Here is a 26413-nt window from a genome sequence, read left to right as displayed (position 1 = left end):
CTTCCATGAAGACGACTCTCCTCCGGGGCAGCGCGCTGCTCTTGCTCGCGCTCGTCGCGGCCCTCCCCGTATCCGCCCTCGCCGCCGGCCAGAACTACGGCCGCATGGCCGGCTACGTCTATGACCCGACGGGCGCGCCGCTCGCCGAGGTGCCCCTCACCGTGACGGGCCCGGCGCTGCAGCTGCCCCAGTCCCGCACCAGCGGCGAGGACGGCCGCTTCGAGTTCGACACCCTGCCCCCGGGCGAGGGCTACGTCCTCGAGGTCAACGTCCCCGGCTTCGCTCCCATCAAGAAGGCGGGCATCACCGTCCTGCTCGGCCAGGCCACGCAGGTGGACGTGAAGCTGGAGGTGTTCACCGAGCAGACGGCGGTGGCCACCTACGAAATCGTCGAGAAGGTCAACCCCATCATCAACCCGGACTCCGCGCAGACGGGCGCGGTGATGAACGCGGAGAAGGCGGCGACTTCGCCCGTCTTCACGCAGGTGCAGGCCATGCCCCAGCTGGTGGCGGGCGTGGGCAACGGCAACGCGCCCAGCCTGCGCGCCGGCCTGTCGCGCTACGGCAAGTTCTTCATCGACGGCATGGACACGTCCGACGTGGTGGACGGCAGCATCAGCTCGCCGATGAGCTTCTACGCGGTGGAGAACTTCGAGGTCATCACCGGCGGCTTCGACGCGCAGTACAACTCGCTGGGCCTCATCGAGAACGTCGTCAGCAAGAGCGGCTCCAACAAGTTCACCTACGACGTGACGATGATTCTCTCGCCGGCGTGGGCCAACGCGAAGTACCGGGGCGCGGCCAACCAGCCCACCAACGTCGCCAACTACACGCAGAATGAAGTGCCCCTGTCGGAGACGGCCTTCTACAGCCCGCTGGTGGGCGTGGGCGGCCCCATCATCAAGGACAAGCTGTGGTTCTACGTCTCCGGCCAGTGGAACTTCTCCAAGCGCGACACGCCGCTGGGTGAGGAGAGCCGCACGACGGACACGCAGACGCGCCTGGCCCGCCTGAAGCTCACCTGGCAGCCCACGCCGAAGGACCGCCTGTCCCTGGCGTTCAACTACGACAACAACACCATCACCAACCAGGTCGCCTCGACGTTCGCCACCCCGGAGGCGGAGACGCAGATCGACCGCGGCGGCTTCTTCGCCATCGTCAACTACGACCGCAGCATCTCCGACAACGTCCTCTTCCAGCTCCAGACGGGCACCACCTACAAGGACATCTGGCAGGGGCCGATGAACGAGGACTCGCAGGATATCGCCCACACCTACAACAGCGTCACGTACCGGAACGCCGGCGCGCTGCGCAACGAGGTGGGCAACCTCGTGACTGAGCAGCGCAGGCGCTACCAGTTCGACCCGACGCTGCTCTTCAAGCTCAAGAACCACCAGATGAAGGCGGGTCTGCAGTTCAGCTACCTGAGCGGCGACAAGACGACGCAGGTGATTGGCAACCAGCGCTTCAATGACCGCGGCGGCGAGTGCAATCCCGAGGACCCGACGACCTTCGCGTTCTGCAACGAGCGGCTCGACTTCTACAACACCGACGGCGTGCAGGCCCCGCTGAGCACCGAGGCCGGCACCCTCATCTCCAGCGCCTTCCTCCAGGACCGCTGGAACGTCAACCGCTACCTCACGCTGGTCGCGGGCATCCGCGCGGACGTGGGCCGCCTGTACGGCGATGACAACCTGTTCATCACCAACCTGGTGGGCGTGGGCCCGCGTCTGTCCGCCACCTACGACATGTTCGGCAACCGCACGACGCTCATCAAGGCGCACTACGGCCGCTCCAACGAAGTGGGCGACGTCTTCATCGCGCAGCATGCCAACCCGGAGCTGCTCACGGTGCGGTCCACCTTCGCCGGTGGCGCGTTCGCGGACTGTGCGCCGGACACCGTCGGCAACCCCCAGTGCAGCGTGGCGGGTGGGGCCTCCGGCCGTTACTTCGACAAGACGAGCCACACGCCTCCGCACGTGGACGAGCTGGCGCTCGGCCTGCACCACGCCATCACCGAGGGCTCCGTCATCGGCGTCGACCTCACCTACCGCAAGTACTCCAACATGTGGGTGGACGAGGAGATGAACCGCATCTGGGATCCGTCCGGCACGCGCGTGGTGGACTACGTGGACGGCGTGAATCACACCATCGTGAAGATCCACAACCCGGATGACGCCTGGCGCGACTACAAGGGCATGGACCTGTGGGCGCAGGGCAAGACGGGCCCGTGGGATCTGCTCGCCAGCTACACCCTGGCCTACAGCAACGGCACGGTGGGTGACTACTTCGACGGCTACGGCGTGAATCCGCGCTTCAAGCGCTTCTTCGAAGGTCCGTCGCCTGAGGACATCCGCCACACCATCAAGGGCGCCATCGGGTACACCACGCGGTTCGGGCTCGATTTCGGCGTGCGCTTCAACTACCGCACCGGCGCGCCCATGTGGATGTACACGGAGGGCACCGTGGACCGGCAGCGCGTGGCGCGTTCGGACCGCGGCACTGGCCACGCCTCCAACTCCAGCACCAACCTGCCGGACTTCAACGACCCGTCGACCGTCTCCGAGCTGCGCCAGCCGAGCCAGTTCCTGTTCGATCTCCAGGCCCGCTACGACCTGAACCGCATCGTGAAGACGCAGGAGACCAAGATGGAGCTCACGCTCATCATGTTCAACGTCCTGAACAACAGCGACGTCACGTTCCTGCAGGAGCAGTACCGCCCCACGAACAACCGCTTCGGCTCGGCGACCAGCCGCCGCAGCCCGATGCAGGCCGAGCTGCTGCTGCGCGTGCGCAACTAGCTACACCCGCGCACTTGGGGCCCTCGCTTCCGGAAGTCTGACTGACGGAAGCGAGGGCCCTTGAATCAGGCGGGGTCGACGTTCTAGACGGGCATGTGCCTTCCGCCCTCCGTCCCTTCCGTCTCGGGCTGCTGTCCGCCCTCCTCGTCGCCTGCGCCTCCTCCACGCCGTCCGTGCCGGAGGCCGCCCCCGTGCCCGCGCGAGCGAGCGAGGCGAAAGCCGCGCCGGAGCCCCTGCGCATCTCCGTGGTGGGGACCAACGACCTGCACGGCTGGGTGATGCCCTCCAAGGCCACGCTGCCGGATGGCACCAGCGTGGAGCAGGGCGGGCTGGCGACGCTCGCGGGGTATCTGTCCATCCTGCGCGCGGAGAACCCGGATGGCGTGCTGCTGCTGGACGGCGGAGACCTCTTCCAGGGCACGCTCGCCTCCAACCTCACCGAGGGCGCGGTGGTCATCGGCGCGATGAACGCGCTCAAGTATGACGCCTCGGCGCTCGGCAACCACGAGTTCGACTACGGGCCGGTGGGGCCTCGCTCGGTGGCGCTCGAAGGGGACGACCCGTTCGGCGCGCTCAAGGCGCGAATCCAGCAGGCGCGCTTCCCGGTGCTCGGGTTCAACGTCACCGACGCGCAGACGGGCGTGGCTCCCACGTGGCTGGGCAACGAGGGCACGCTGCTGGTGGAGCGGCGCGGGGTGCGCATCGGCATCGTCGGGCTGGCCACGCCTCACACGCCGCAGGTGACGAATCCGGTGAATGTGGCGAGCCTGCGCTTCGCGGCCCTGGAGCAGTCAGCGCTCGCGGCGGCGAAGTCCTTGCGCGCACGCGGGGCCGAAGTCGTGGTCGCGGTGGCGCATGCGGGCGCGGTGTGCAAGCGCGGAGATGACCCTCGCGACGCGTCGTCCTGCGACCGCGGGGACAGTGAGATTATCGAGCTGTTGGAGACACTGCCCGAGGGGACGTTGGACGCGGTGGTGGCCGGGCACACGCATCAGCCCGTGGGCCACTTCATCAAGGGCACGCCGGTCATCGAGACGTCGGGCCGGGGCCGCGCGTTCGGGCTGGTGGAGCTCTTCGTGGACCCGGTGACGCGCAAGGTGCTTCCCGAGCGGACGCTCTTGCAGGGCTCCATCCCGGTGTGCGCGCGCATGGATGCCACGCTGGGCACGTGTGACGAGCGGAAGCTGAAGGCGGCGAAGGGCCTGCGGCTCGTCCCCGCGACGTTCCGTGGGAGCGCGGTGGTGGCCGACGCGGCGCTGGAGGCGCAGCTCACCGAGGCGTTCGCCCGCGTGGAAGAGGAGCAGAAGCGCTCGTTGGGGGTGAGTGTGCCGGCGGCGCTCGGCCGCGACTACGACGCGGAGAGCGCGCTCGGAAACGTACTGGCGGACGCGCTGCGCGCGGTCTCCGCGACGGACGTGGCCCTGCTCAACAGTGGCGGCCTTCGCGCGGACCTGCCGGCGGGTGACCTCACCTACGGCGCGGTCTACGAGGTGCTTCCCTTCGACAACACCCTCGCCATCCTCACCCTGTCCACGGCGGAGCTGAAGCGGCTCTTGGAGGCGGCCTACGGACGCAAGGGCACCTTCCAGGTGTCGGGGCTGAAGGTGAAGGTCGAGCAGTGCAACGGCGTGTCGCGGCTCGCCTCCGTCACCCTGCCGAACGGCAAGCCGCTTCCGGCCAGCAAGCGCTTCCGCGTGGCCATGCCAGACTTCCTGGCGCGCGGGGGTGGCGGACTGGAGGACGTGCTCAAGACGCTGGCGCCCGCGAGCATCGACCTGGGCGAGAAGCAGGCGCTGACGCTGCGCGACGCGCTCGTCGAGCACTGGAAGACCCAGAAGAAGCCGCTGGTGGCGCCGGCGTCCGGCCGCCTCCAACACGTCACCGCGACGGCGGGTTGCCCTGCGGAGACCACCGGGAAGCCCTGAGAGCACAATAAGCCGGGCCCGTCCGAATCAGGGCGGGGTTCGCCCTATATGCCCTCTACCGTTCGTATTCAGAGGCCCGAGGTGGGCCCTCGACATCCTGAACGGAGCCGATGGTATGCGGGCACAGGGACAGAACGACGGGGCGCGGGACTTCGACTTCCTCATGGGGACCTGGCGGGTCCACAACCAACGGCTCAAGGAGCGACTGAAGGGTTCCACGGAATGGCTGTCGTTCGAGGCCACCGCCGAAGAGCACCCCCTGCCTGGCGGGCTTGGAAATCAGGAGACCCTTCGCAGCGAGTTCTGGCCCGGGTTCGTGGGTCTGGCGCTCCGCGTCTACAACCCGGCGACGAAGCAGTGGTCCATCTCCTGGGTGGACAATCGCAACCACACCATCGACCCACCCGTGCTGGGCGGCTTCTCGGGCGACGTGGGCCAGTTCGAGACGAACGACACGTTCGAAGGCCGCGCCATCCGCGTGCGCTTCACATGGACTCGACTGGGACAGGACACCGCGCGCTGGGAGCAGGCGTTCTCCCCCGACGAAGGCAAGAGCTGGGAGACCAACTGGGTGATGGAGTTCACCCGCGTGAAGGCGTGAACCGACATTCCCACGACGCCCCACGCTGGCAATGCTCGGAGCCACGATTCATCCAGACCTCAACAGTTAGTCTCGTTTTTACGAACTTCCAACTCTTGAACAGGGAAATGCTCGGAGGGACGTCGCGCTGTCCTGGCGGGACTGCCAGGCGGACGGCGCATCCTCGCTGTCAGCGAAACGAGCCCCCATGTTCAAGAAGGCAGCAGTCTTCGCGGTGACCTGTGGCGCCTTGCTGGTCGGCTGCGGTGCCGACCCACAGGCCGAGAACGAGGAGATCATCTCCAACCTTCTGGAGGCCGGCTTCCCCGCCGACGACATCCTCATCGCCGACGACGCCGTCTACGTAGGCCGCGACGCGCACGTCACGCTCGAGGCGTCCCGGGAGATGCTCCAGGCCACCTCGGAGAGCCCCGAGCAGTACCGCACGACGAACCTCGTCGGAACGAGCGTGACGAAGATCTGCGTCAACTCCACCGCCGCGTTCGACAGCTACACGTTTCTGAGCCAGGGGCTCGACCTGGCCATCGCCAACTACAATGAGCGCGGCCTCCGCATCACCTTCGCCCGCGGCCCGGCCACTGGCTGTACCGCGAACATCACCGCGCAGACGACGACAGGCACCGGCGGCTCGGCGGGCTTCCCCTCGGGCGGTCTGCCCTACGGCATCATCAACATCGGCACCGGCCTGAACAGCTACAGCGCCGACGTGAACGAGCACGTCATCACCCACGAGCTGGGCCACGCGGTCGGCTTCCGTCACTCGGACTACTACAATCGCAGCATCAGCTGCGGCTCCGGCGGCGACGAGGGCGATGCGGGCGTGGGCGCCATCCACATCCCGGGGACGCCGACCACGGCCGTCGTGGGCGGGTCCATCATGAACTCCTGCTTCCGCTCCACCGAGACTGGTGAGTGGACCAGCTCCGACAACACCGCGCTGGATTACCTCTACGGAGGCACCATCCCCAGTTGCTCGAGCATCAACTTCACGTCCTATCGCGGACAGAACGGGACGCAGATTCGCTGCAGCTGCCCGGCGACGAGCTCGGGGACGGTGTGGGGCACGGACCTCTATACCGATGACTCGAACGCCTGCGCGGCCGCGGTGCACGCGGGCGCGATTCCCTCCACCGGAGGCACGGTGGTCGCCGTCATCCAGCCGGGACAGAGCAGCTACACGGGCACCACCCGCAACGGCATCACCACGCTCTCCTACAGCGCCTGGGACGGGAGCTTCTCGTTCCAGCTCCCGCCCGCGCAGAGCTGCTCGAGCGTCAGCTTCACGTCCTATCGCGGGCAGAACGGGACGCAGATTCGCTGCAACTGCCCGGCGACGAGCAGCGGGGTCGTGTGGGGCACGGACCTCTATACCGATGACTCGAACGCCTGCGCGGCCGCGGTGCACGCGGGTGCGATTCCCTCCACCGGAGGCAATGTGACTGTCACCATCCAGCCGGGGCAGAGCAGCTACACGGGCACCACCCGCAATGGCATCACCACGCTCTCCTACAGCGCCTGGGGCGGGAGCTTCTCCGTCAGCCCGTAGCCGCCACATCGACAACTCGCGGTCGAGACGCGGGACGGTGGTGGAAACGCCACCGGACCTCGTCTCGGACATGCCCTCCGGGACAGCAGCTCCCGGAGGGCGTGCGGACGCTTCAAGACAAACCAATCCAACGACCGGAGATACACACCCATGACACGGGAGCGCCGCATGACCCCAGGGAATCACTCGAGGTTCCTGGCAATCGGAATGCTTATGGCGGTCTTCGCACTCGACGCCCATGCGCAGACGAGCAACGCCATCATCGTCGAGAGCGTCAATGACTACGGACCCAACGACCAGTTGGGCAACTCCATCGCCAATGGCGACGGCTTCATGCAGAACATGGTCTTCGCGGGCAGCAGGTGGGCCACTGGCGCGCGCTACACGAACTCCGCCGTCTACGACACGGACTTCGTGGACTTCGCACGGAACTCACTGGGAGCGGACCAGACCTACTTTGACCGCGCGGGTCGGGCGGTCGCCTTCTTCACGGGCCATGGAATCACCGACCATGGCTGTTCGACGGTCTCTTGCACGACGACAGCCACCTGCAATCAACCCGGCACCGCGACAGGGGGTGGTGTTGCCCGAATGCCCGGCACCTGCCGCTTCAGTCCCTTCGATGCGCCGCGCTGCTGCTACATGGTGGACCGTCAGGCCGTGACTCACAGCACCGGGGACCGCTTCGGCGGGCTCATCAACTACACCCAGGGACCCATCCGGTTCGGAGAGAGCCCCCAGTCGGGCGCCTGGGCCGGCGCCGGCACGGATGGCGGCGCCAACCTGGTGGTGCTCGACATCAGCCACGGCATCCTTCCTCCGTTCTGGGCGCACACGTTCGTGAACGCCAGCGCGGGCGTGCAGCTCATCGCCACCATGATGACCGCCGGCGGGGACACCGCCAACGTGCCGGACCGCGGCGCGACCTTCGCGATGTTCTACCGGGCCAACGAGAACAACCGCGCGTCCGAATCCTGGGTGCAGACGATGAACTCCCTGCCAGCGAACGAAGGAGGCGGCTGCCCGGGAGGAGGCGGAGGACATGGCTTCAACGGCTGTGGCTGCAACATCGTCATCGGCATGGACAACTCCGCCGCGCGCGCCTCGGGCTCCATGGCCGAGAGCTGGGTCCAGCTCGCGAACGATTCCAATGACGCCTTGGGCAATCAGTTCTACTCGGCGCGATGGGTTTGCAACTACGCGCTGCCCGCCACCAACCAGAACGCCTGGGAGCTGCCATGAAGACGGTCCGCGAACTTTCCCTGAGCCTCGGCGCGTGCCTTTCGTTGCTGTGCACCGGCCCGGCGCTCGCACAGCCCCCCGCCCCAGGACTCATCGCCACGGACAAGGGCGGCGCGGTCGGCTACCAACACTCCATGGAGCGCTCCCGCTTCCTGTCCGGCCCTCCTGGAGTCGCCCTGCGGCGGCTCGATGAACATGGCTTCGCGAAGGTGGTGGGCCCCGATGGCGTCTTCGCCACCCACCTGGGCAATGGTCTGGTCATCGCCACGCCGAGCAACGGCTCGTCCAAGGAGGCCGTGGGTGTCCTGGCGCCCCCTCCCGACCTCCGCTACACGCTGGGACCGGACAAGCACAATGCCCAGGTCATCGAGTACTTCCGCGCGGCGGGAGTCCCTGGCGACCAGATGGGTGGCGTGCATGCCAACACGTACCTGTCATCGCACGGTACGACGAATGAGTCGCGACCGGCGCAGCCCCAGGTCGACGGCTATGCCTCCATCCTCGAACGGACCGTCGGAAGGTTCTCCGTGGTGGACTCGGTTGCCTGGGCACGGCTGAGCAATGACGGCAGGGTCGTCAGCGAGTGGGTCTACTGGCCCGCCATTCCCGCCAAGGTCCTGGAGGACGCCAGGCGACTCGAGGCGCTGGTCGCGAGCGGCGACAAGAGCGGCTTCCTGGCGCGACTGCCCTCCGGCTTGCCGTCTGGGAAGGTGGTCATCCGCCATTCCTCCGCGGTGGTGGATGGCGGCTTCGAAGCGTTCGCGAGCTATGACATCGCGGAGAAGGTGCTCGTGCCCTCGGCCATCGCCGGGACCGGCCCGGGAGCATCGCGGCCCACGGCGAGCATGATTGTCCGGCACTTCGATGTCGATGGCGTCGAGCGTCGACTGCCTCAGGAGCGGCGCTCCGTGGGTCAGGACTCGCCGCGCCAGTAGGACCCGGCTCGTTCCAACGCCCGCCCCGAGCGCCTCAAGGCTTCTCGGACGCGAGCGAGTCGACGATGCGACGCACCTGGTTCGTGCGACCCGTCTCCGTACGGGTCGTCACGACCTCCAGGATGAGTGCGTAGCGCCGCGTCTTGCCGAGCGCCTCGAAGGCACGCGCGGCCCGGGGGCTCGCGGACAACGCCGCCGTCAGGTCGCCGGGGACGGTGGCGTTTCGCTGCGACGCGTAGGCCGCGGACCAGCGTCCGTCGGCCTGGGCGGCGGCGACTTCGGCGAGGCCCGCGGGGCGCATCCTGCCCGCGGCGAGCAGCGCCTCCACCTTCCGGACATTCACCTGGGACCACCGGCTGCGCGGCCGGCGCGGCACGTACTTCTGGAGATAGAAGCGCTCGTCGAGCGACTTCCGTTGGCCGGATATCCAGCCGAAGCAGAGCCCCACGTCGACCGCCTCGTCATCCGTCAACGAGGGGATGCCCGTCCCCTTCTTGGCGAGCTTCAACCAGACCCCGGCGCGAGCACCCCCGTTCTCTTCCAGCCACGCCTCGAACTCCGCCACGCCACGGAACGCCTTCACCGGGGCCTCGGCGACGGCACCTCGCTCAGCGCGCGCCATGGCGGGCTCCGAGGACGTCGAGGTAGTGACGATTGAACATGAGGCCCAGCACGTTGCCGAAGGGGTCGATGACCGACGCCGTGACGAAGCCAGGGCCTCGTTCGGTGACGCCGTCCAGGAGCTCGGCGCCCCGTTCGAGCAGCCGCGCGAGCGCACCGGCGACGTCGTCGACGTGCCAGTAGGCGACCACCCCACCCCGGCTCGTGTTGAGCCCCTGGGGCGCGAAGCGTCGGTCGATGATGCCCAGCTCGTGCTGATAGTCGCCGATGCGGAACTCGACGTAACCGGGCCCACGCCCGGTGGCCTCGCTGCTGAAGCAGGGCTCGACGCCGAGCAGCTCCGAGTACCAGCGGGTCGCCGCTCGCAGGTCGTCCGACCAGAGCTTGAGGGTGCTCATTCCGCGCAGGAAGGTCATGGGTCTCTCGTGTCGGGGCCGCGTTCGTTCGCGACCTGGAGACTGTCTCCCGTAAAGGTGACAGAATGAGTCACCTTTGAAACGCGAACCCGTCAGCGACCGCCTGGACCGCGTCCTCGGCCTCCTCGCCTCCCGACCCTCGTGGACCGCGTCGGAGCTGGCCGAGGAGCTGGACGTCTGTGTGCGAACCATCCGGAGGGACTTGTCCCGGCTCGCGGCTCGCGGAGTCCCTATTGAGTCGGACGCGGGGCGAGGCGGCGGCGTGCGCGTGCCACCCCGGACGGGACTGGGACGCGTTCAGCTCGACACCCGGGAGGCCCTTGACCTCATGCTCGCGCTGGCGCTCGTGGAGCAACTGGGCTCTCCCCTGCTGCTCTCCACGCTCAAGGGCTTGAGGCAGAAGCTCTCCGCCTCGTTTCCACCGGAGGAGCGCTCTCGGGTGAGTGGGCTGCGCCGGAGGATTCTCATCGGCCCCAGCTCGAGGAACGTCACCGCGACGTGGAAGGCACCCAGGGCCGCGGTGCTCCGCCCCATCCAGGAGGCGTTCTTCGAGCAACGCGCACTGGAGCTGACCTACCGCGCGAACGACGTGAGCACCTTGCGCGTCGTGGAGCCGCACTACCTCCTGCTCAGCTGGCCCGCCTGGTTCCTGCTCGTCTGGGACCACCTGCGAGGGGCGGTGCGCATGCTCCGCGTCGACCGCATCGAGTCAGCGCGCCTCACCGGGTTGACGTTCCGCTTGCGTGGTTCGGAGTCGATGATCGCCACGCTCGGCGATGTCTTCTCCGCGCCCTGAGCGGTCGGCCCCACCCCAGAAGCCAGCCCGTCCTCAGGCCGTGGGGGCGACGGCCTTTTCGGTGACTTCCGAAGGGGTGAAGCGGTCCTTGAGGCGCAGCAGGGGGCGCTCGAAGAACCGCCACGACAGGACGGCGAGCGCCAGCAGCACCGCGTACTCGAAGAGAAACGAGAGCGCGGTGGCGGCGACGCTGGATGGAATGAGTCGGGAGAACACCGGCCTCAGGTAGTGCGCACTGACGGGAAAAACGAACGCATGGAAGAGGTAGAGGCCATAGCTGATCTGCCCCATGAAGCGCAGCGGGCCCCACTGAAGCACGCGTTGAAGAACCTGGACGCGTCCGGTGAGCACCCAGCCCAACAGGCTGGCGAAGCCCACCGCGACCCACGTGTACAGGCCCGACACCAGCAGCGCGCGAAAGAGGGGGCCACCCATCCCTTGGAGCGCTTCGGGAGTGTGGATGGAGTGCTCACGGTTGAAGAACACGGTGCCGAGCCCGAAGGCCATGAGCAGTACGGGTGCCGCGAGGCGACGGCCCCATCGCGCCAGGGACTCCGCGGTGTAGCGGCCGTCCACCACGCCCAGCGCCAGGAGCCCTCCGAGGGCCAGGCCCTCCAGATGGAACAGGGGAAAGGTGTAGAGCAGATGGGGAGAGGCGCCCATCGACAGTGCGGCATGGCGAGCGATGGGAGAGAGCAGCACGAGCGTCCAGAGCAGGACGCGCAGTTGCCCGGGACCCAGGAAGAACACCAGCAGGGGCCACACCAGGTAGAACTGCTCCTCGATGGCCAGCGACCACGTCACGTTGAGCGGTGGTGGGCCGAAGTCCGGCAACCAGACGTTCTGGAGGTAGAGCGCGTAGAGCGTCCACGGATACCGCTGGGTATCGAAGGCCATGGCGGGCAGCAACCCGCCCATGAGGCCGAAGACGAAGGCCAACATCACGAAGTACAGCGGCCAGATGCGCAGCGCACGCCGCATGTAGAAGGCTCGGAAGTACCCGCCGCGCTCCCGCGTCTGCAGCAGGATGCGGGTAATCAGGAAGCCGGAGAGGACGAAGAAGAGGTCCACGCCCGCCCAGCCCATCTGGAAGAGGCCGCCGATGGACGCCGTCCGGATTTCGCCCAGCGAGTGATAGGCAATCACCAGCAACACCGCCACGCCGCGCAGGCCATCCAGCGCGGGAAGGTGTGCGGACAACCGCAGGGGCTCCGGGGGGACGGTCGTCATGACGCGTGGACCATACCTGGGATTCATGGGGTGGCTGTACGCCTGGACGGTCTGCCTCCGGCCAGGGCGAGCACCCAGCCTCGCTCCGCCGGATTCCCCGACCGCTGGACGTCCGGCGCCACCAGGACGCCCCGGGGTCGCCTTGACAATCCATGCCTTCACATCTAAATGTATTTTAGATCAATCACTCGCGAGGACACCTCATGCCGCGGCTCGACACGCCTGCCATCGCCTTGTTCTCCCTCGCCTGTGGTGTGCTCCTGGGCGCGTGTGCGACGCCCATCGGCTATGCATCGGGGACCTCCGCCACGGAGCGGGACTCGCTGCACCGCTCGACGGTGGCGCCCGCCGTGGACATGGAGGCGCCGTTCATCGCGCACACCGTGGAGACAGACATCGCGGTGCCTCCGGACCGGCTGTTGCCCTGGTTGGTGAATGTTCCGCTGGAGCGCATCCTCTTGGGGACGGAGAAGCTCGCCGGCATCGAGCGGACCGATGTCCTCTCCCCTTCCTGGGGCGGCCCGGGAGCGCGGCGGCGGGTGGTGCTGCGCGACGGGAACACCTCTCTCGAAGAGCTGCTCCTCGTCGAGGAAGGCCAACGGTTCCGGTACGTCGTCTGGAACTTCACCAACGAGGCGCGGCGCGCCGTCCAGTACGCGGTCGGCGAGTTCAACTTCACGCCGACATCGACAGGGACGCACCTGCGCTGGACCTACCGCTTCCGTGGCAATGGGTGGCCCACCGAGGGCATCCTCAAGGACTTCGTCGAGGAGGACTTCGCCGGGTACATGAAGGTCGGCATGGAGCACATCAAGGCGGAGTCGACGCTCGACCTGGCGGCGCGGTCCAACTGACGACGCGGGCGGCCTCGGCCTATGCTCGCCACGGAGAACCGGGAGCCCCGTGGCGAACACACCCAAGACGCGTCAGACCGTGGCCAAGAAGCCCCCGAAGCCTCGCGGCTATCACCACCTCGACTTGCGCCGCGCACTGCTGGACGCGGCCATCGATTTCCTGCGGGAAGGCGACGTCACCGGGCTGACCATCCAGGTCCTCGCGCGAGCCGTGGGGGTGTCTCCCGGAGCGCCCTACCACCACTTCCCCGACAAGCAGTCCCTCCTGGCGGCGCTGGCCACCGAGGGCTACGACCTGCTCGCGGAGCGCGTCGCACGGGCCGTGGCACATGAGCCCACCGTGCCGGGCAGACTCTCGGCGGTCGCCGCCGCGTACCTCACCTTCGCGAAGGAGCACGCTTCGCACTACCGCATCATGTTCCTGCCCGAAATCGAGGACCGGGTGCGCTTCGCGTCCGTCCACGAGGCGTCCGACCGCTCCCTTCAGACCCTGTTCGAGGTGGTGGCCGAGGGCAATCCCGGGCTGCCACTCGAGACCGTCGTCGCCCGGGCCATCGCCGCCCTGTCCCTGTGCCATGGCTTCGCATCGCTGCGGTCCGCGGGGGTGCTGGGAAACATCCCCGGGATTCCGAAGGTCGAGCTGCTCGAGCAGGTCGCCATCGCCGAGGTGGTGACCGTCGCGCTGGGGGCTGGCGCCCGTCGATGACCGACCCGGAGCGCCTCCACCCCGGAAGACATGGCGCGAGGGCTACCCTTCGCGGCGCCACAGACTCGGACGGCTCGCGAACAGCTCCATCGTCCACTCGATGAAAACGCGCAGTCCGGCGGCCTGCTGGCGTGCGGGCGGATAGACGAGGAACAGGGGCCGGGATTCGGGCTGCCATCCTTCCAGCACCTGCACCAGCTCACCGGTGGCGACGTACGGCTCCACCACGAAGCGCGGCGCGAACATGACGCCCAGGCCGGCCAGACCGGCGGCCAGGTATGCGTTGGTTTCATTGAGCGTCAGCAGGCTGCGTCCCTGGACCTCCAGTCGCTCGCCGTCGCGGAGGAACACGAAGGGGAGCTCCTTGCCACTCAGCGACGAGAAGTAGCTGACCACCGCGTGCGCCGGCCCCGCCAGCTCCTGCGGGTGACGTGGCGACCCGTGACGCTCGACATATCTGGGTGACGCGCACAACCAATAGCAGAGGTCCCCCAGGTGCCGCGCCACCAGGGACTCGTCCCTCACGCCACCGCCACGAATCGCGCAGTCGACGTTGTCCGCGAGCAGGTCCACGACACGGTCACTCACCCCCAGCTCGATGTGCATCTGCGGGTAGCGCGCGTAGAACGACGACAGCGCGGGGACGATCAGCAGCCGGGAAAGAGTTCCACTCGACTCCACCCGCAGGCGTCCTCGGGGGCCACGCCGTGACTGGGACAGCGTGGATTCGAGCTCCCGCACCTCCCCCAACAGGCGCAGGGCCTGGTGGTAGTAGGTCATGCCCTCCGGCGTGACAGTCACCCGGCGCGTGGTGCGGTGCAGCAGCTTCACGCGAAGCTGCGCCTCCAGTTGCTGGATGAGCCGCGTCACCGCCGTCTTCGGGCGGCCCAGCGCGTCGGCCGCCTTGGTGAAGGTGCCACTCTCCACCACGCGGACGAAGGCCTCCATGGCCAGGAACCTGTCCATCTTCCACCTCCACTCGCGGCATATCGCGTCCATCCTGTGCGCCCCAGGGCTCCGCGACGCGCTCCTGATTGTTTCTGGGGTGAAACAGTGTGTGAGAGGAGCGCCCGTTTATCCAAGACGAGGCCGGGCGCTATCTCCTCTCCCATGACAAGACCCCTGCCTCGCAGTGCCTTCCTCGCAGTCTCACGCGCCCTCACGATGCTGGTGCTGGCCATCGCTTCACTGCTTCCGGCCTCCGCCCACTCAGCCGCGCCCCAGGTGCGAACGCAAGCGCCTGGCTTCTACCGGATGATGCTGGGCGACTTCGAAATCACCGCGCTGTCCGACGGAACCGTTCCACAAGTCGTGCGCGATGTGGCGACGCACACGACGCCGGAGCGGGTGAAGGAGTTGCTCGCGCGCGACCACCTCGAGGACCCCGTCGAGTTGTCCATCAACGCGTTCCTCGTCAACACCGGCACGGCGCTGGTGCTCGTGGACACGGGGGTGGGCAGCTTCTTCGGCCCCGGCGTGGGCGGCCAGCTTCAGCAGAGCATTCAAGCCGCGGGCTACCAGCCCGAACAGATTGACGTGGTGCTGCTCACGCACATCCATTCCGACCACTCCGGCGGGCTGATGTCCAACACGCGCCGGGCGTTCCCCAACGCCATCCTCCAGGTCCACGCGCGCGAAGCGGACTTCTGGCTCGGGCGTGAGAAGCCGAGGGGAAACGTGGACCCGAAGTACTTCGAGGAGGCGCGAGCGATGGTGGAGCCCTACCGCGTCGCCGGGAAGCTGAGGACGTTCGGCGGCGGGGACTCCATCGTCCCGGGCATCCGCGTCATGGCGACCGTTGGACATACGCCGGGGCACAGCAGCTACGTCATCGAGAGCCGGAGGCAGCGGCTGGTCTTGTTCGGTGACCTCATGCACTTCGGCTCGGTGCAGCTTCGTGAGCCCTCGGTGACGGTCGCCTATGACGTCGACGACCGCGCCGCGGCCGCCCAGCGAGCGCGTGTGTTCGCGGACGCCGCGGCGCGCGGAGACCTGCTGGGCCTCGCGCACATGCCCTTCCCCGGACTGGGTCGCCTGGGCGCGGAGGGGAGGAGCTACCGGTGGATTCCCGCCAATTACAGCTCGGGCCAGCGGTGGCCGGAGGCGAAGGTCGGCGCGGAGTGAGGTGAAGCAGGGCGACGGCATTGATGGCCTCCAGGAACAGTTGGAGGCCATCCGTGCCTGCGACAGCGACGCGACGCTGACGATGGACAAGACGGCCGGGAGCCGCCTCTCGGCCGTCAACCCGTGGCAGTGCCAGCGCCCCAGGCCGAAGAGGCCGCCCCACGAGTCGCGGGCAACCCCAGCCGCATCCAGAACGGAATAGTCCCCGGGAATATCCGGCGCGGGCTCCGTTCCCCTCCCCGACAGCCTTCACGACACCGCCGCGGGCCCGCGCTCCTCCCCGAGCGTGGCCCGCGCGAGTCGCATCGCAGTCCCTGACCCAGGGCGCCCTGGAAGTGCCCACAGCCCCGGGAGCCGCGCACCTGCGCGTGCTCCACGGGAGGAGTGTGTTTCATGCGTTCGTTGAGCCCGTGGTGTCTCGGAGTCCTCCTGGCCCTGATGGCCTGCGGAGAGGCTTCCGAGGAGGAAGTGAACGACGTGGAGGCCCTGTCGGCGGCCCCGCAGACGCTCAATGGCGCGTGTGATGACACCCGCCTGGCCTGGGCCTCCGCGGGAGACCCGTCCAACGTCTGCGCGGTGCCCTGGCAGTACGGACTCGACTGCAACAAGTCCGGCACCAACAGCAGCTGCGGCGCCCTCACCGGCTACCAGCAGAAGACCTGCTTCAACTATCCGTCGTGCCGCCTGCCCCAGTTCGGCGTCGAGAGCCGCAAGACGACGGCCTTCAATACGACGGTCTCCTCCTGCTCCTCGTACTCGGAAGAGATTTGCAGGCCCAAGCCGCACACGCCTGAAATCGAAATCTGCACGACGGTCACCCGCTTCAACTGCGCCACCCAGTGCCTCTCGGCGGCGAACGCGAAGCGCAACAGCCTCCCGCTCGCGGACCGAAACCTCGTCACCATCCAGAGCTACAACGGCGCCGGCGAGCTGGAAACCTCCTCCGGCTCCTGCTCGTACACGCTGACCCAGTGGCCCACGTACATCCTCAAGGCGGACGCAGCCTGCGGAGCCTCCACGGGCAGCTACTCCTGCGACGACACGACGAAGCCCATCTACCCCACGTGCCGACACAACAGCTTCGGCGATGACGTGGTGTCCGCGTGCAACGCGAACCCGCTGTACCACACGGCCGGCACCTCCCTGTCCGCCGTGAAGCAGGCCGCGTCAACGAAGTGGGGCGCCATGAGCCCGAAGAACTACGAGGCCTCCCCGCTCTATGTGCAGCAGCCGTTCTGCCGCACGTGCGACCACCTGGCGCTCACCGCCCAGTCCACCACCACCCAGGTCACCGCGAAGTATGACTGTCTGCTGCAGCAGGGCCTGGCCTCGGGACTCCCCGCAGGAGCCGGAGGCGCGCAGCTTCGCGGCGAGGTCGTCTCCCGCCTGAAGCTGCTCTTCGAGCTGCACGGCCACCAGCTCACGCCCGCACAGGCACAGTTCATCCGAGGCCTGTATCTGTCAGACCCGAGCGCGAACACCACCTGCAGCGCCGGCTTCATCGCCCCGACCACGACCGGCTGCGGCGTCAGCCTGACCGCCCTCAACGCGGCGATGGACACCTGCACCCGCTTCGCGTCGGCCCATGTCCCGGGCATCTCCGCCCGTTCCCAGGTCTCCTACTGCGTGGGCCTCGCCTCCCAGGCGGCGGCGGTGCCCGCGGGCGTCTGCCAGGGCGACGTGTACCGCGAGAAGTACCACGCCATGTGGGTGAAGCTGTACGAGCGGACCCTCTCCGACTTGCGCCGCGAGGACGTCCCCAACGACACGCTCCAGCGCAAGGTGCCCAACGCGGAGGACGTGCGCACCCACCTGAAGTCCATCAGCGACTGGTACGCGGTGCAGCAGGCACAGATGTTCCCCGGCGCCCTCAACAGCCCGGTGCTGATGAAGCAGCTCAGCGAGACGTTCGGCATGTTCTGGAAGGTCGCCTACGAGAACGCCCTGCTCAACGTGAATGGCCTGCCGCTGCACGCCCAGCCGCTCAACGCGGGCCTGCTGGTGGACCAGGCGGTGCTGGAGGCGACGCTGACGGGGACGCCCGCGATGAGCGGCCCTCCCCTGCTGATGCTGCTGGGTGACGGCTTCAGCGGCCTGTTCCAGCGCATGGAGGACTTCAGCTACCTGCACGACCTCGGCTGCCGCTTCAAGGGCTGCGGTGGCGGCACGGTGGACACCGAGACGGGAGAGCTGTGGGCGCTGTTCGGCGCCGTGCCGGAGGCCCCCTCGCTCCAGGCGGCGATGGCGGCGGCCAACAAGCTGAACACGGCCGGAGAGGACCACGCGGGCTGGGTCGCGGTGTTCGGCCTGCTGCACGCAAACCACGCAACCTTCACCCAGGCGGTGCTGTCCGCCACGGGCGAGACGACCTACAGCCCCGCCCTGCTCAAGAGCGGCGCCGCGGGCGCTCCCGCTCCGCTGGCCCGCTGGGCACAGATGGTGGAGAAGGCGGATGCCTGTTCCAACAGCTACGCCAAGTCTGGCTTCTTCGTCAGCACCTCGCGCGACACGCTGAAGACGGGCATCGAGGAGTACAAGGCCAACTTCATCAATGACGTCGTAACGACGCGCAAGAGCGCGCTCACCACGGCCCTGAACGAGTTCACCCAGCACCGCACCGCGCTCATCAACGAGGTGCTCGGCGAGGTGGCCAACGCCGCCAACCAGAAGACGGTGCGGACCACGCTGGCGCGCAAGCTCAACGAGTTCTACTCCCTCAACGCGGACCTCGTCGGCCTCCAGGACAACCTGGAGCTGCAGCGGACCCAGTTCAACGACTTCGCGGCGGCGTTCAACACCGCGCTGGACATCGAGTCGCCGAACCTGGGCACGGACATCCAGCGCGGGCCGGTGCAGGTGCTCAGCATCGGCGCGGATGAGGCACGCCACGCTCCGGGTGGGACGTTCAACATCCTCACGCTCGCGGTGCGCCAGCCGGGCCCGGGTGGCGCCGGCGGTCCCCAGGCCTTCGGCATCCCCGCGTTGCGCGGCGAGCTGCTGAACTTCGAGGTGGCAGGCGACTACACGCCGAGCTGCGCCATCTCCGGAGCGGTGCTGCCCCACCCCACCAGCAACGCGCCGACCGCCATCAACCTGGGCAACGGCAAGGCCCTCACGGGCCCCGGGGGCTACACCGTCACCTTCTCCGGCAGCGGCTATCAAGCGGAGAGCTCCAACCTGTCCATGTTCGCGAAGAGCTCGGTGGAGACCCGGCTGTGCGCGGGCGTCAAGACGGAGGTCGGCGCGGAGTTCTTCGGCAACGGGACGACGGCCTACGTGTCGGCCGAGGCCTGCGTGAACAGCTCGACGGGCATCGAAGGGACGTACAACGAGAATTCCGGCAGCGAGCAGCGCAGCACCGCGAGCTTCTCCATGGGCCTGCGCCTGCCGAACACGCCCTTCCCGGACGCGCCGGTGGGCAGCCTGCTGCTGGTGGCGATGACGCCGGGAGGCACCAGCCGCAACCACATCCGCGACGTGCAGGTGCTCCAGTCGCCGCACACGGGCGTCATCGTGGAGGCGGACAGCGACTACTTCCTGGTGGTGAACGACGTGGGCTCCTGCATGGACGACGTGTCCCACCGGCTCACGGTGAAGAGCGTGCGGCTGATGCCCACCGGCGAAGCCGCCCGGGCGCTGGGCAAGGCCATGGCCACGGTGATGACCGAGCTGCGCGGGGCGACGCCGGCCCACGTGGAGCAGGGGCGCGTGACGAACGCGGAGCTGGAGGCCCTGCGCGCCAACGCCGAGTCGCGACTGCTCCAGCAGTACAGCGTGGAGTGCCCGGGCTGCCAGTTGAGCGGCATGCCGGACATCTTCAGCTCGCTCTTCGTGACGTTCGTCACCCAGGAGCTCGCCCGACTGGAGCGACTGGTGCAACTGCGCACCGTGGAGCGCGCGATTGAGCTCCAGCTGCTCGACATCCAGTCCCTGGCGGATGACCTGACGAATGGCGCCAACCAGGCGCGGCTGCTGCGCCTGTTGCCGCTGTGGCGCCTGCGCAACCTGGATGGCGAGGAGCTGCGTGACAAGTCGCGCGCGTTGACGGGGCTCGTCACCGAGTACCTCTACCCGACGCTGGATTTGCGCCACCCCAACTCCCTGGTGAGCTTGAAGACGAACGCGGACATCAACGCGCTGTTGCAGGCGAACTGGTCCGATGACTTCACGGTGCTCGCCGACAAGGCGCTCGCGGCCGTCACCGCCGTCGAGACGGCCCTGGCCCAGGCGCGCATCACCGACAAGCTGCCCAAGGACGTGGCGATTGCGTTCGCCTTCCCCAACCCCGCGTTCAGCATGCCCACCCAGTGGCACGCGGCGAACGCGGAGCGCTCGGAGACGCTGTGGAACACGCTCCTGGCGGGCTCGGGCGAGGTGAGCATCACCCTCACGCCGGAGGACCTGTACAGCGTGGGAGGTCAGGGTGGCGCGCTGCTCTGCCAGCACCACATGCCCATCATCAAGAACCTGGGCATCCAGGTCGTCCGCCCCTTCAGCAGCACCAACGCGGCGGACTCGCAGGCGGGCCTGACGGTGCCCGTGCGGTGGGGTGACGTGCTGTCCCATCCCTCCACGACGGGCCTCAAGAACTACGTGATGCTCAACCAGGACTTCCTCGTCGGGGCGCCCCATCTCCTGTTCGGCAACGACATCGAGGTGTTGACGCTCTTCGCGCAGGACCTCCAGCAGCCGTTCGCGACCATCGCCGGCAATGGCCTGTCGCCGTTCGGCACCTTCAACATCCGGCTGGGCAACGTGCCTTCCGCGCTGTTCGACGAGGCCTCGGCGCTGGTCATCACCATGAAGGTGGACGTGCTGGAGCTGGCGACTCCGGTCTCCGGCGTCACCGTCTGCCAGTAGTCCCTCTTTGGTTTCCTCGAGGGTGGCGGAGCGACGTGGGGAACGCCCCGCGCTCCGCCGCCCTGTCGTCTCGCAGTACCACTGTCGTCAGCACTTCACCCATCAGGTAGGACCATGAAACATCTTTCCCTCTTCCGACGGATGCTGGGCGGCACCGCCCTGCTCGTCTCTCCCCTCGCGCTCGCGCAGCCCGCTGGCTTCACGGACGCCAAGATTCAACCTCCCCAGCTCGCAGCGCCTCAGCGAGGCTCGCTCATCGGCACCTACGCGCAGACGGCCTTCGGCGCGGCCGACGTGGCGCGCGGCGGCTTCGCGCTGGCCTCCCCCTTCACCCTCCCCAAGGACAGGGGCGAGGTGCTCGGCTCGCCCTTCCCCACCTACTCCTCCGACGCGGGCCAGTCCGAGTGGGGGCACGGCTGGCAGACCAAGCTGGAAATCCGCCGCTGGCGCGTCCGGGGCGACCTGGATTACGCGACGGACGACCTCTCCAGTCCCTGGGGCCGGCTCGTGCGCGGCGCCGACGGCGCCTGGTATCCGGCGGACCTGACCCCCGCCGTGCGCGTGGAGCAGTCCGCCACGGCCCTCACCGCGTACCACCCCGACGGCAGCGTGTGGACCTTTGGCGACGGCGCGCAGGTGAGCACGGCCAAGGGCATCTACTCCTGGTCCCTGCGCGAGGTGGTGAGCGCCACGGGCCGCAAGACGCGCTTCACCTATGAGGCCAATGCGACGGGCCGCCTCTTCCTGACGACGGTGCAGTACGGCGGCACCGGCAATGACTTCCAGTACCAGGTGGACGTGGGCTACGCGACGCTGGCGAAGCCGGTGGATGACTTCCGCTCCAGCAAGAAGCTGCGGTTGGACCGGCGCGTGTCCTCCGTGTCGGTGAAGGCGAAGAACGCGAGCACGGGCCTCTTCGAGGCGCGGTGGCAGTACCTGCTCACCTTCACCGAGCCCGTGGAGGGCGTGGCCTTCTACCTGGCCCAGGTGGACCAGACCTACGGCACGGCGCCCAACGTGACGGTGGCGCCCACGGCCCGGTACACGTACCACGCGTCGGCGGAGGCGCTCGCCGCCGCCAGCTTCACCCGGGTGACGAAGCTGGACGCGACGCTCGCCGCCGCGGGACAGGACGCCATCCAACCCTGGCGCGCCACGCTGCTGGACGAGGACGAGGACGGCCGGCTCGACTTCGAGCATGCCCAGGCGCAGATGCTCTACGTCCAGGAGGACTCGGGCTTCCGCGCCGAGGCCCTGCCTCCAGCCAACGCCGGCACGCAGTCGGTGTGCCGTCCCACCGCCAACGTGAGCAACGAGCCCCGGCTGCTGGCGCGCCTGCGCCCCAACCAGCTCAAGCCCGAGGTCGTGGCCATCACCAACCCCGGCGGCTCCAACACGGACATCCGCGTGTGCGACCGCGCGGGCACGCTGCTGTCCCAGCAGTCCCTGACGGGAGCGTGGCAGTTGGGCCCGCACACCCGCTTCGTGGACCTGGACAGCGACCAGCAGCCGGACTTCATCCGCGTCGTCCCAGGCGGATTCCAGGTGCGTCCCAACACCAGCGGCGCGGCGCCCGGCACCAGCTTCGGCGCCGCCGTCACCGGGACGCTGACGCCCAGCGTGTCCGCGACGGCGACGTGGGTCCATGACATGAACGGCGACAGCATCCCGGACATCGTCGCGCGCCTCTCCAACGGCCTGCACGTGTGGCCGGGCACCGGCAGGTTCGCGTTCGACTCCGCCTCCAGCAAGCTGTTCCCCGTGCTGACGAAGACGGGCGTCAGCCTGGCGCAGCTCGCCACCTACTCCGCCATGTTCGTCGACGTGAATCGCGACGGCCTGTCGGACGTGCTGTTGTCGAAGCCGGGCCTCGCCCTGCTCTTCGTCAACAACGGCAGCGAGTTCCGCGAGGTCACCGTCCCCGCGCTCACCTTCTTCAACGGGACGACGAGCGCATTGACTCAGGGCGACTTCGCGGGCAGCGGCAACACCAGCCTCACCGTGACGAAGGGCTCGGATGCCTACAGCACCTCCCTGGACGGACCCGAGACGGGGCTGCTCAAGTCCGCGGACGACGGCAAGGGCACCGTGCTGGGCTTCACCTATACCCGCCTGCCCGCGGCACCCGGGGCCCGCTTCCGGCAGCCGGTGCTCGCGTCGCTGACGTCGGCGTCCTCGGGCTACGACACCGTCACCTACGGCTACCAGTACTTCGGGGCCAACTACCACTCGCAGGGCGGTTTCCTCGTCGGCTTCGACAGCGTCGTGCGCACCGCGCCGCAAGAGAGCCACGCGGTCAACTTCCTCAACGGAGACGACTTCGCCGGCCTGCTGCTCTCCGACACGCGCACGGACGCGCTCACGCCCCAGGTCCGCGAGGTGTCCTTCCGCGAGTACGAGGACGCCACGCACCAGGGCCTCACGTTCAAGCGCCTGAAGGAGGAGGGACAGGGCTTCCGCGACGCGAGCCTGCCGGCGCTGACGCTCACCGAGTCGACGAAGACGGTGGCCTTCGACGGCGTGTGCCCGCAGCAACAGGTGCGCGCCACCCCGTGGGGCACGCTCACCACCACGCTGGGACGCGCCAGCCTGCCGGCGCTCGTCAAGCACCTGCACTGCCTGCCCTCCAACGTGACGTACGCGGGCACGCACCCGCAGCCCGCGCTGGACTTCTCCTACCAGGGCGTCATCACCCGCAACTCCGTGGGACTGGTGCAGAGCGTGGTGGCGCAAGGACCGCAAGGCGCCATGCCGCTCCAGACGGTGAGCTACGCGGCCGACTACACCGTGAAGACGGTGAGCGAGCCCGGCCGGGGCACCACGACGTTCGACTACGCTCCGGGTCGCCTGCTGCTCTCCAAGGTCATTCAGCCTGACGGCGTCGCGCTGGAAGTCACCGAGCGTCACCCGCTGCACGACGGCCTCTTGACGTTGACCACGCGGCGCGGGGCGAGCACCCACGTGGAGCGCTTCCGCTACGACGGGATGGAGCGGCTGGCGAAGCGGTGGGACTCGCTCGGTGTCGCGAGCGAGGTGAATCCCAACGAGACGCTCAGCTACCGGTTCGCCACGGCCACGCGGCCCGCGGGCATCGCCGCGACGGCGCTGGTGGACGCGGGCAGCAACGCCCGGCGCTACACGGAGGAGTACTCCACCGCGGCCGGCGAGGACGTGGCCAAAACGCGCCTCATCCCCGAGGGCTGGGTGGTGGATGGGCTGACGCTGCACAGCCGCCAGCAGCGGGAGAAGACGCGCTACGTGCGTCCGAACCTGCCGGCCAACACGGACATGGCGGCCCTGGACTACGCGACGCTGCTGGGCGGAATCGAGCAGACGTCGAGCGTGCGCACCGCCGTCTTCGGCTACGACGTGGAGAAGGTGCTGCGCCACCACGCCGACGTCCAGCAGGCCCTGGCGACGTCCTGGGCCCTGGAGGGCGGACGGCTCGTCGTCGAGACGCAGGAGAACGGCATGCAGACGCGTCGCCAGTTCCTGGACGCGGCGAAGCGGATGACGCGGTACGAGGACGAGCTGGGCTTCGCGTACTCGTACACCTACGACTCGCTGGGACGCCTGCGGAGCGTGACGATGCCGGACAGCCAGGGACACCGCCTGGCCTATGACGCCTATGGCCGCGTCAACCGCATGGAGCGCGACGGCGTGGCGAACGTGGACTTCCAGTACGCCCCCGGGACGTGGCTGGTGTCCGCCAAGCAGTTCCGCACGCCGGGCAACACACTGGTCCGCGGCGAGAGCTACCAGTACGACGGCATCGGCCGCCGCACCGGCATCACCCACACGAGCGCCACGGGCGGAGTGAAGTCGTACCAGCTCTACTACGACGGCGCCTCACCCGCCGCGCCCGCCAACACGAGCGTTCCGGGCCTGCTCACCGCCACGTCGGGAGACGGGTACACGAAGCGGATGGAGTACCGCACGGACGGCACGCTGTCGAAGTCGACACTCCAGTTGAGCGGCTGGCGCACGGTGGAGAGCGAGCTGACGTATGCGGAGAGCGGAGAGGTGAGCCAGGAAGTCACTCGCGTGAAGGACGCGGGGGGCGCGGTCCTCTCCACGACGACGCTCGGCTACTCCTGGGATGCCTGGGGACGGATGAGCGCGCTGACGCGCAACGGCCAGCCCTGGGCGAGCGTCCAGTACAACGGCCTGGGCCAGACGGCGAAGGTGGACTTCGGCGGTGGGACGTCCGTGGAGATGGGCTACGACGCCCTCACCCGGCAGCGCACCACCCTCATGCACACGACGCCCGCGTGGACTTCCGGTATCGCCTGGAAGCTGAATGCGCGGGGGCTCACCGGCAGCGAGGTGATGGGCTTGGGCGGCACGACGCTCGTGCGCCAGTATGGCTATTCACCCCAGGGCTTCCTGTCCTCCGCGCAGGACGCGCAGCATGTGTATGACTACGGCTTCGACGCGATGGGGTTGTCCACGCACATCTCCGACGCGTCGGGCACGCGCAACCTCGTCACGGGCGCCAATACGCTGGTCGCCGGGGGCGTGACGTACACGATGGACGGACTGGGCCGCACGGTGGGCAGGGATGACCTGAGCCTCACGTACGGGCCGGACGGCCAGGTGGCCACCGCGACCAAGGGCACGCAGTCCTGGAGCTTCTTGTACGACGAGGATGGCGAGCGCCTGCTGAAGCGCGATGGCTCGGGGACGCCGCTGGCGGCCTACCTGGAGGGCGGGGCGTACCTGGACGGCGCGGGCATCACCCAGCCGGTGCGCGTGGACTCGCAGCTGGTGGGGGCGCTCCAGAACGGCACCTTCCGGCTGTTGTCCACCGACCGCCGGGGCACGGTGATGGCGGACGCGGACGGCACGCCGAGGATTGCTTCTCCCTTCGGAGACCGGGCGACGCACCCCACGGGCGCGGCGGCGCTGGACTACGTGGAGAAGGCCTATGACGCGGACCTGGGCTTCGTGCGCATGGGCGTTCGCGACTACGACGCTCGCATCAACCGCTTCACGACGCCGGACCCGCTGTTCCTCGAGGACCTGGAGAAGTGCCGCGCCAGTCCCGTGGAGTGCAACCTCTACAGCTACGTGAGCAACCGTCCGCTGGACCTGGTGGACCCGACGGGCACCGAGGAGAAGCCGTTGACCCACGGGGACGCCGTCGGCAATGGGGTGAGTGTCGGCGCGCCCATCGCCATCGCCGCGGGCGTGCGCGTCGGTGGACCCAAGGTCGTCTCGGGCGTGAAGGCCGGGTACGACCTGGGCAAGCGGTTCCTGAACAACCCGGTGGTGTCCACCCTCCGCAAGGGCAACTCCGCCCTCAAGGTCGTGAAGTTCATCGGCGGGTGCATCAACGGCTCCAACCCCCTCTTCAGCGAGCCGCTGGCCCAGTCGCGGGCCCGCTTCATCCGGGAAGCCATCCAGGAGATGGAGCAGCAGCAGGCCAACCTGCATCATGAGCTGGGGAGCTACCTCGAAGAGGCGAGCCAGTCCCACCCGGACGAGGCGCGCATGGACGAAGTCCACCAGCGCATCAGGGAGCTGGCCGCCGAGGACCAGGCCCTCCAGAAGAAGATCGACAAGGCGTCGGAGAACCTGGAGAGCGCGGAGGAGGAGCTGAAGAAGTTCTACGAGGACAACAAGTAGCGACACCCGCCGTGAGCCAGTGAGGAAGAGGGCCGGGTCGTCCACCGGCCCTCTTTCGCGTTCCAGGCGACCTTGCCGCACGCCTCGCGTCAGGTCACCTCTTCGGCACCGTGCCGTCCTCGGTACCA

16 protein-coding genes are annotated in these 26413 nt (G+C 68.3%); 12 read left to right on the top strand and 4 right to left on the bottom strand.

Annotated features, from left to right (window positions below):
• The first annotated feature begins 5 nt into the window (after positions 1-5).
• The 6 genes from G4D83_RS01095 to G4D83_RS01070 all read left to right on the top strand — a co-directional run bounded on the left by G4D83_RS01095 (position 6) and on the right by G4D83_RS01070 (position 9050).
• On the top strand, positions 6-2801 hold the full coding sequence (locus tag G4D83_RS01095; RefSeq protein WP_163861575.1) for a TonB-dependent receptor: 2796 nt from the start codon (positions 6-8) through the stop codon (positions 2799-2801).
• Between the two features lie 95 nt (positions 2802-2896).
• The gene (locus tag G4D83_RS01090) at positions 2897-4726 is read left to right on the top strand and encodes a bifunctional metallophosphatase/5'-nucleotidase (RefSeq protein WP_163861573.1); all 1830 of its coding nucleotides are present in this window, start codon (positions 2897-2899) and stop codon (positions 4724-4726) included.
• 115 nt (positions 4727-4841) lie between these two features.
• Complete coding sequence (locus tag G4D83_RS01085) at positions 4842-5327, top strand: hypothetical protein (RefSeq protein WP_163861570.1); 486 nt, start codon at positions 4842-4844, stop codon at positions 5325-5327.
• Between the two features lie 187 nt (positions 5328-5514).
• The gene (locus tag G4D83_RS46720) at positions 5515-6873 is read left to right on the top strand and encodes a M57 family metalloprotease (RefSeq protein ID WP_163861568.1); all 1359 of its coding nucleotides are present in this window, start codon (positions 5515-5517) and stop codon (positions 6871-6873) included.
• A gap of 213 nt (positions 6874-7086) precedes the next feature.
• Entirely contained in the window at positions 7087-8115 is a 1029-nt protein-coding gene (locus G4D83_RS01075; RefSeq protein ID WP_163861565.1) for a hypothetical protein, read from the top strand.
• Positions 8112-9050, top strand: coding sequence for a hypothetical protein (locus G4D83_RS01070; RefSeq protein WP_163861562.1), 939 nt, complete (start codon positions 8112-8114; stop codon positions 9048-9050). The genes G4D83_RS01075 and G4D83_RS01070 overlap by 4 nt, the downstream gene beginning before the upstream one ends.
• A gap of 34 nt (positions 9051-9084) precedes the next feature.
• On the opposite strand, the gene G4D83_RS01065 is transcribed toward G4D83_RS01070, so the two are convergent.
• On the bottom strand, positions 9085-9672 hold the full coding sequence (locus G4D83_RS01065) for a YdeI/OmpD-associated family protein (protein WP_163861559.1): 588 nt from the start codon (positions 9670-9672) through the stop codon (positions 9085-9087).
• On the bottom strand, positions 9659-10087 hold the full coding sequence (locus G4D83_RS01060) for a VOC family protein (RefSeq protein WP_163861556.1): 429 nt from the start codon (positions 10085-10087) through the stop codon (positions 9659-9661). Before G4D83_RS01060 ends, G4D83_RS01065 begins: the two co-directional genes overlap by 14 nt.
• Before the next feature lie 76 nt (positions 10088-10163).
• Between G4D83_RS01060 and G4D83_RS01055 the strand changes: the two genes are divergently transcribed.
• Positions 10164-10883: a helix-turn-helix transcriptional regulator gene (locus G4D83_RS01055; RefSeq protein ID WP_163861553.1), complete on the top strand. Its 720-nt coding sequence runs from the start codon at positions 10164-10166 to the stop codon at positions 10881-10883.
• A gap of 33 nt (positions 10884-10916) precedes the next feature.
• On the opposite strand, the gene G4D83_RS01050 is transcribed toward G4D83_RS01055, so the two are convergent.
• A complete protein-coding gene (locus G4D83_RS01050; RefSeq protein WP_163861550.1) occupies positions 10917-12113 on the bottom strand; it encodes an acyltransferase family protein in 1197 nt (398 codons plus the stop codon).
• 203 nt (positions 12114-12316) lie between these two features.
• Between G4D83_RS01050 and G4D83_RS01045 the strand changes: the two genes are divergently transcribed.
• Complete coding sequence (locus G4D83_RS01045) at positions 12317-12967, top strand: SRPBCC family protein (RefSeq protein WP_163861547.1); 651 nt, start codon at positions 12317-12319, stop codon at positions 12965-12967.
• Between the two features lie 49 nt (positions 12968-13016).
• Positions 13017-13673, top strand: a complete 657-nt coding sequence (locus G4D83_RS01040; RefSeq protein ID WP_163861544.1) for a TetR/AcrR family transcriptional regulator — start codon at positions 13017-13019, stop codon at positions 13671-13673.
• A gap of 42 nt (positions 13674-13715) precedes the next feature.
• Here G4D83_RS01040 and G4D83_RS01035 read toward each other — a convergent pair whose 3' ends face one another.
• On the bottom strand, positions 13716-14639 hold the full coding sequence (locus tag G4D83_RS01035; protein WP_163861541.1) for a LysR family transcriptional regulator: 924 nt from the start codon (positions 14637-14639) through the stop codon (positions 13716-13718).
• A 144-nt stretch (positions 14640-14783) separates the two neighbouring features.
• Here G4D83_RS01035 and G4D83_RS01030 point away from each other — a divergent pair, with 144 nt between their 5' ends.
• From G4D83_RS01030 to G4D83_RS01020, 3 genes are all read left to right on the top strand, one after another.
• Positions 14784-15797, top strand: a complete 1014-nt coding sequence (locus G4D83_RS01030; RefSeq protein WP_217911320.1) for an MBL fold metallo-hydrolase — start codon at positions 14784-14786, stop codon at positions 15795-15797.
• Positions 15798-16190: 393 nt separating this feature from the next.
• Positions 16191-20657, top strand: a complete 4467-nt coding sequence (locus G4D83_RS01025; protein ID WP_163861538.1) for a hypothetical protein — start codon at positions 16191-16193, stop codon at positions 20655-20657.
• 114 nt (positions 20658-20771) lie between these two features.
• Positions 20772-26285 (top strand): RHS repeat-associated core domain-containing protein, encoded by a 5514-nt coding sequence (locus G4D83_RS01020; RefSeq protein WP_163861535.1) that lies wholly within the window; start codon positions 20772-20774, stop codon positions 26283-26285.
• Positions 26286-26413: the final 128 nt, after the last annotated feature.

The organism is Myxococcus eversor (assembly GCF_010894455.1).
GTDB lineage: Bacteria > Myxococcota > Myxococcia > Myxococcales > Myxococcaceae > Myxococcus > Myxococcus eversor.
The sequence above is the reverse complement of the archived record's forward strand: the minus strand, read 5'-3'. Positions and strand labels throughout refer to the sequence as shown.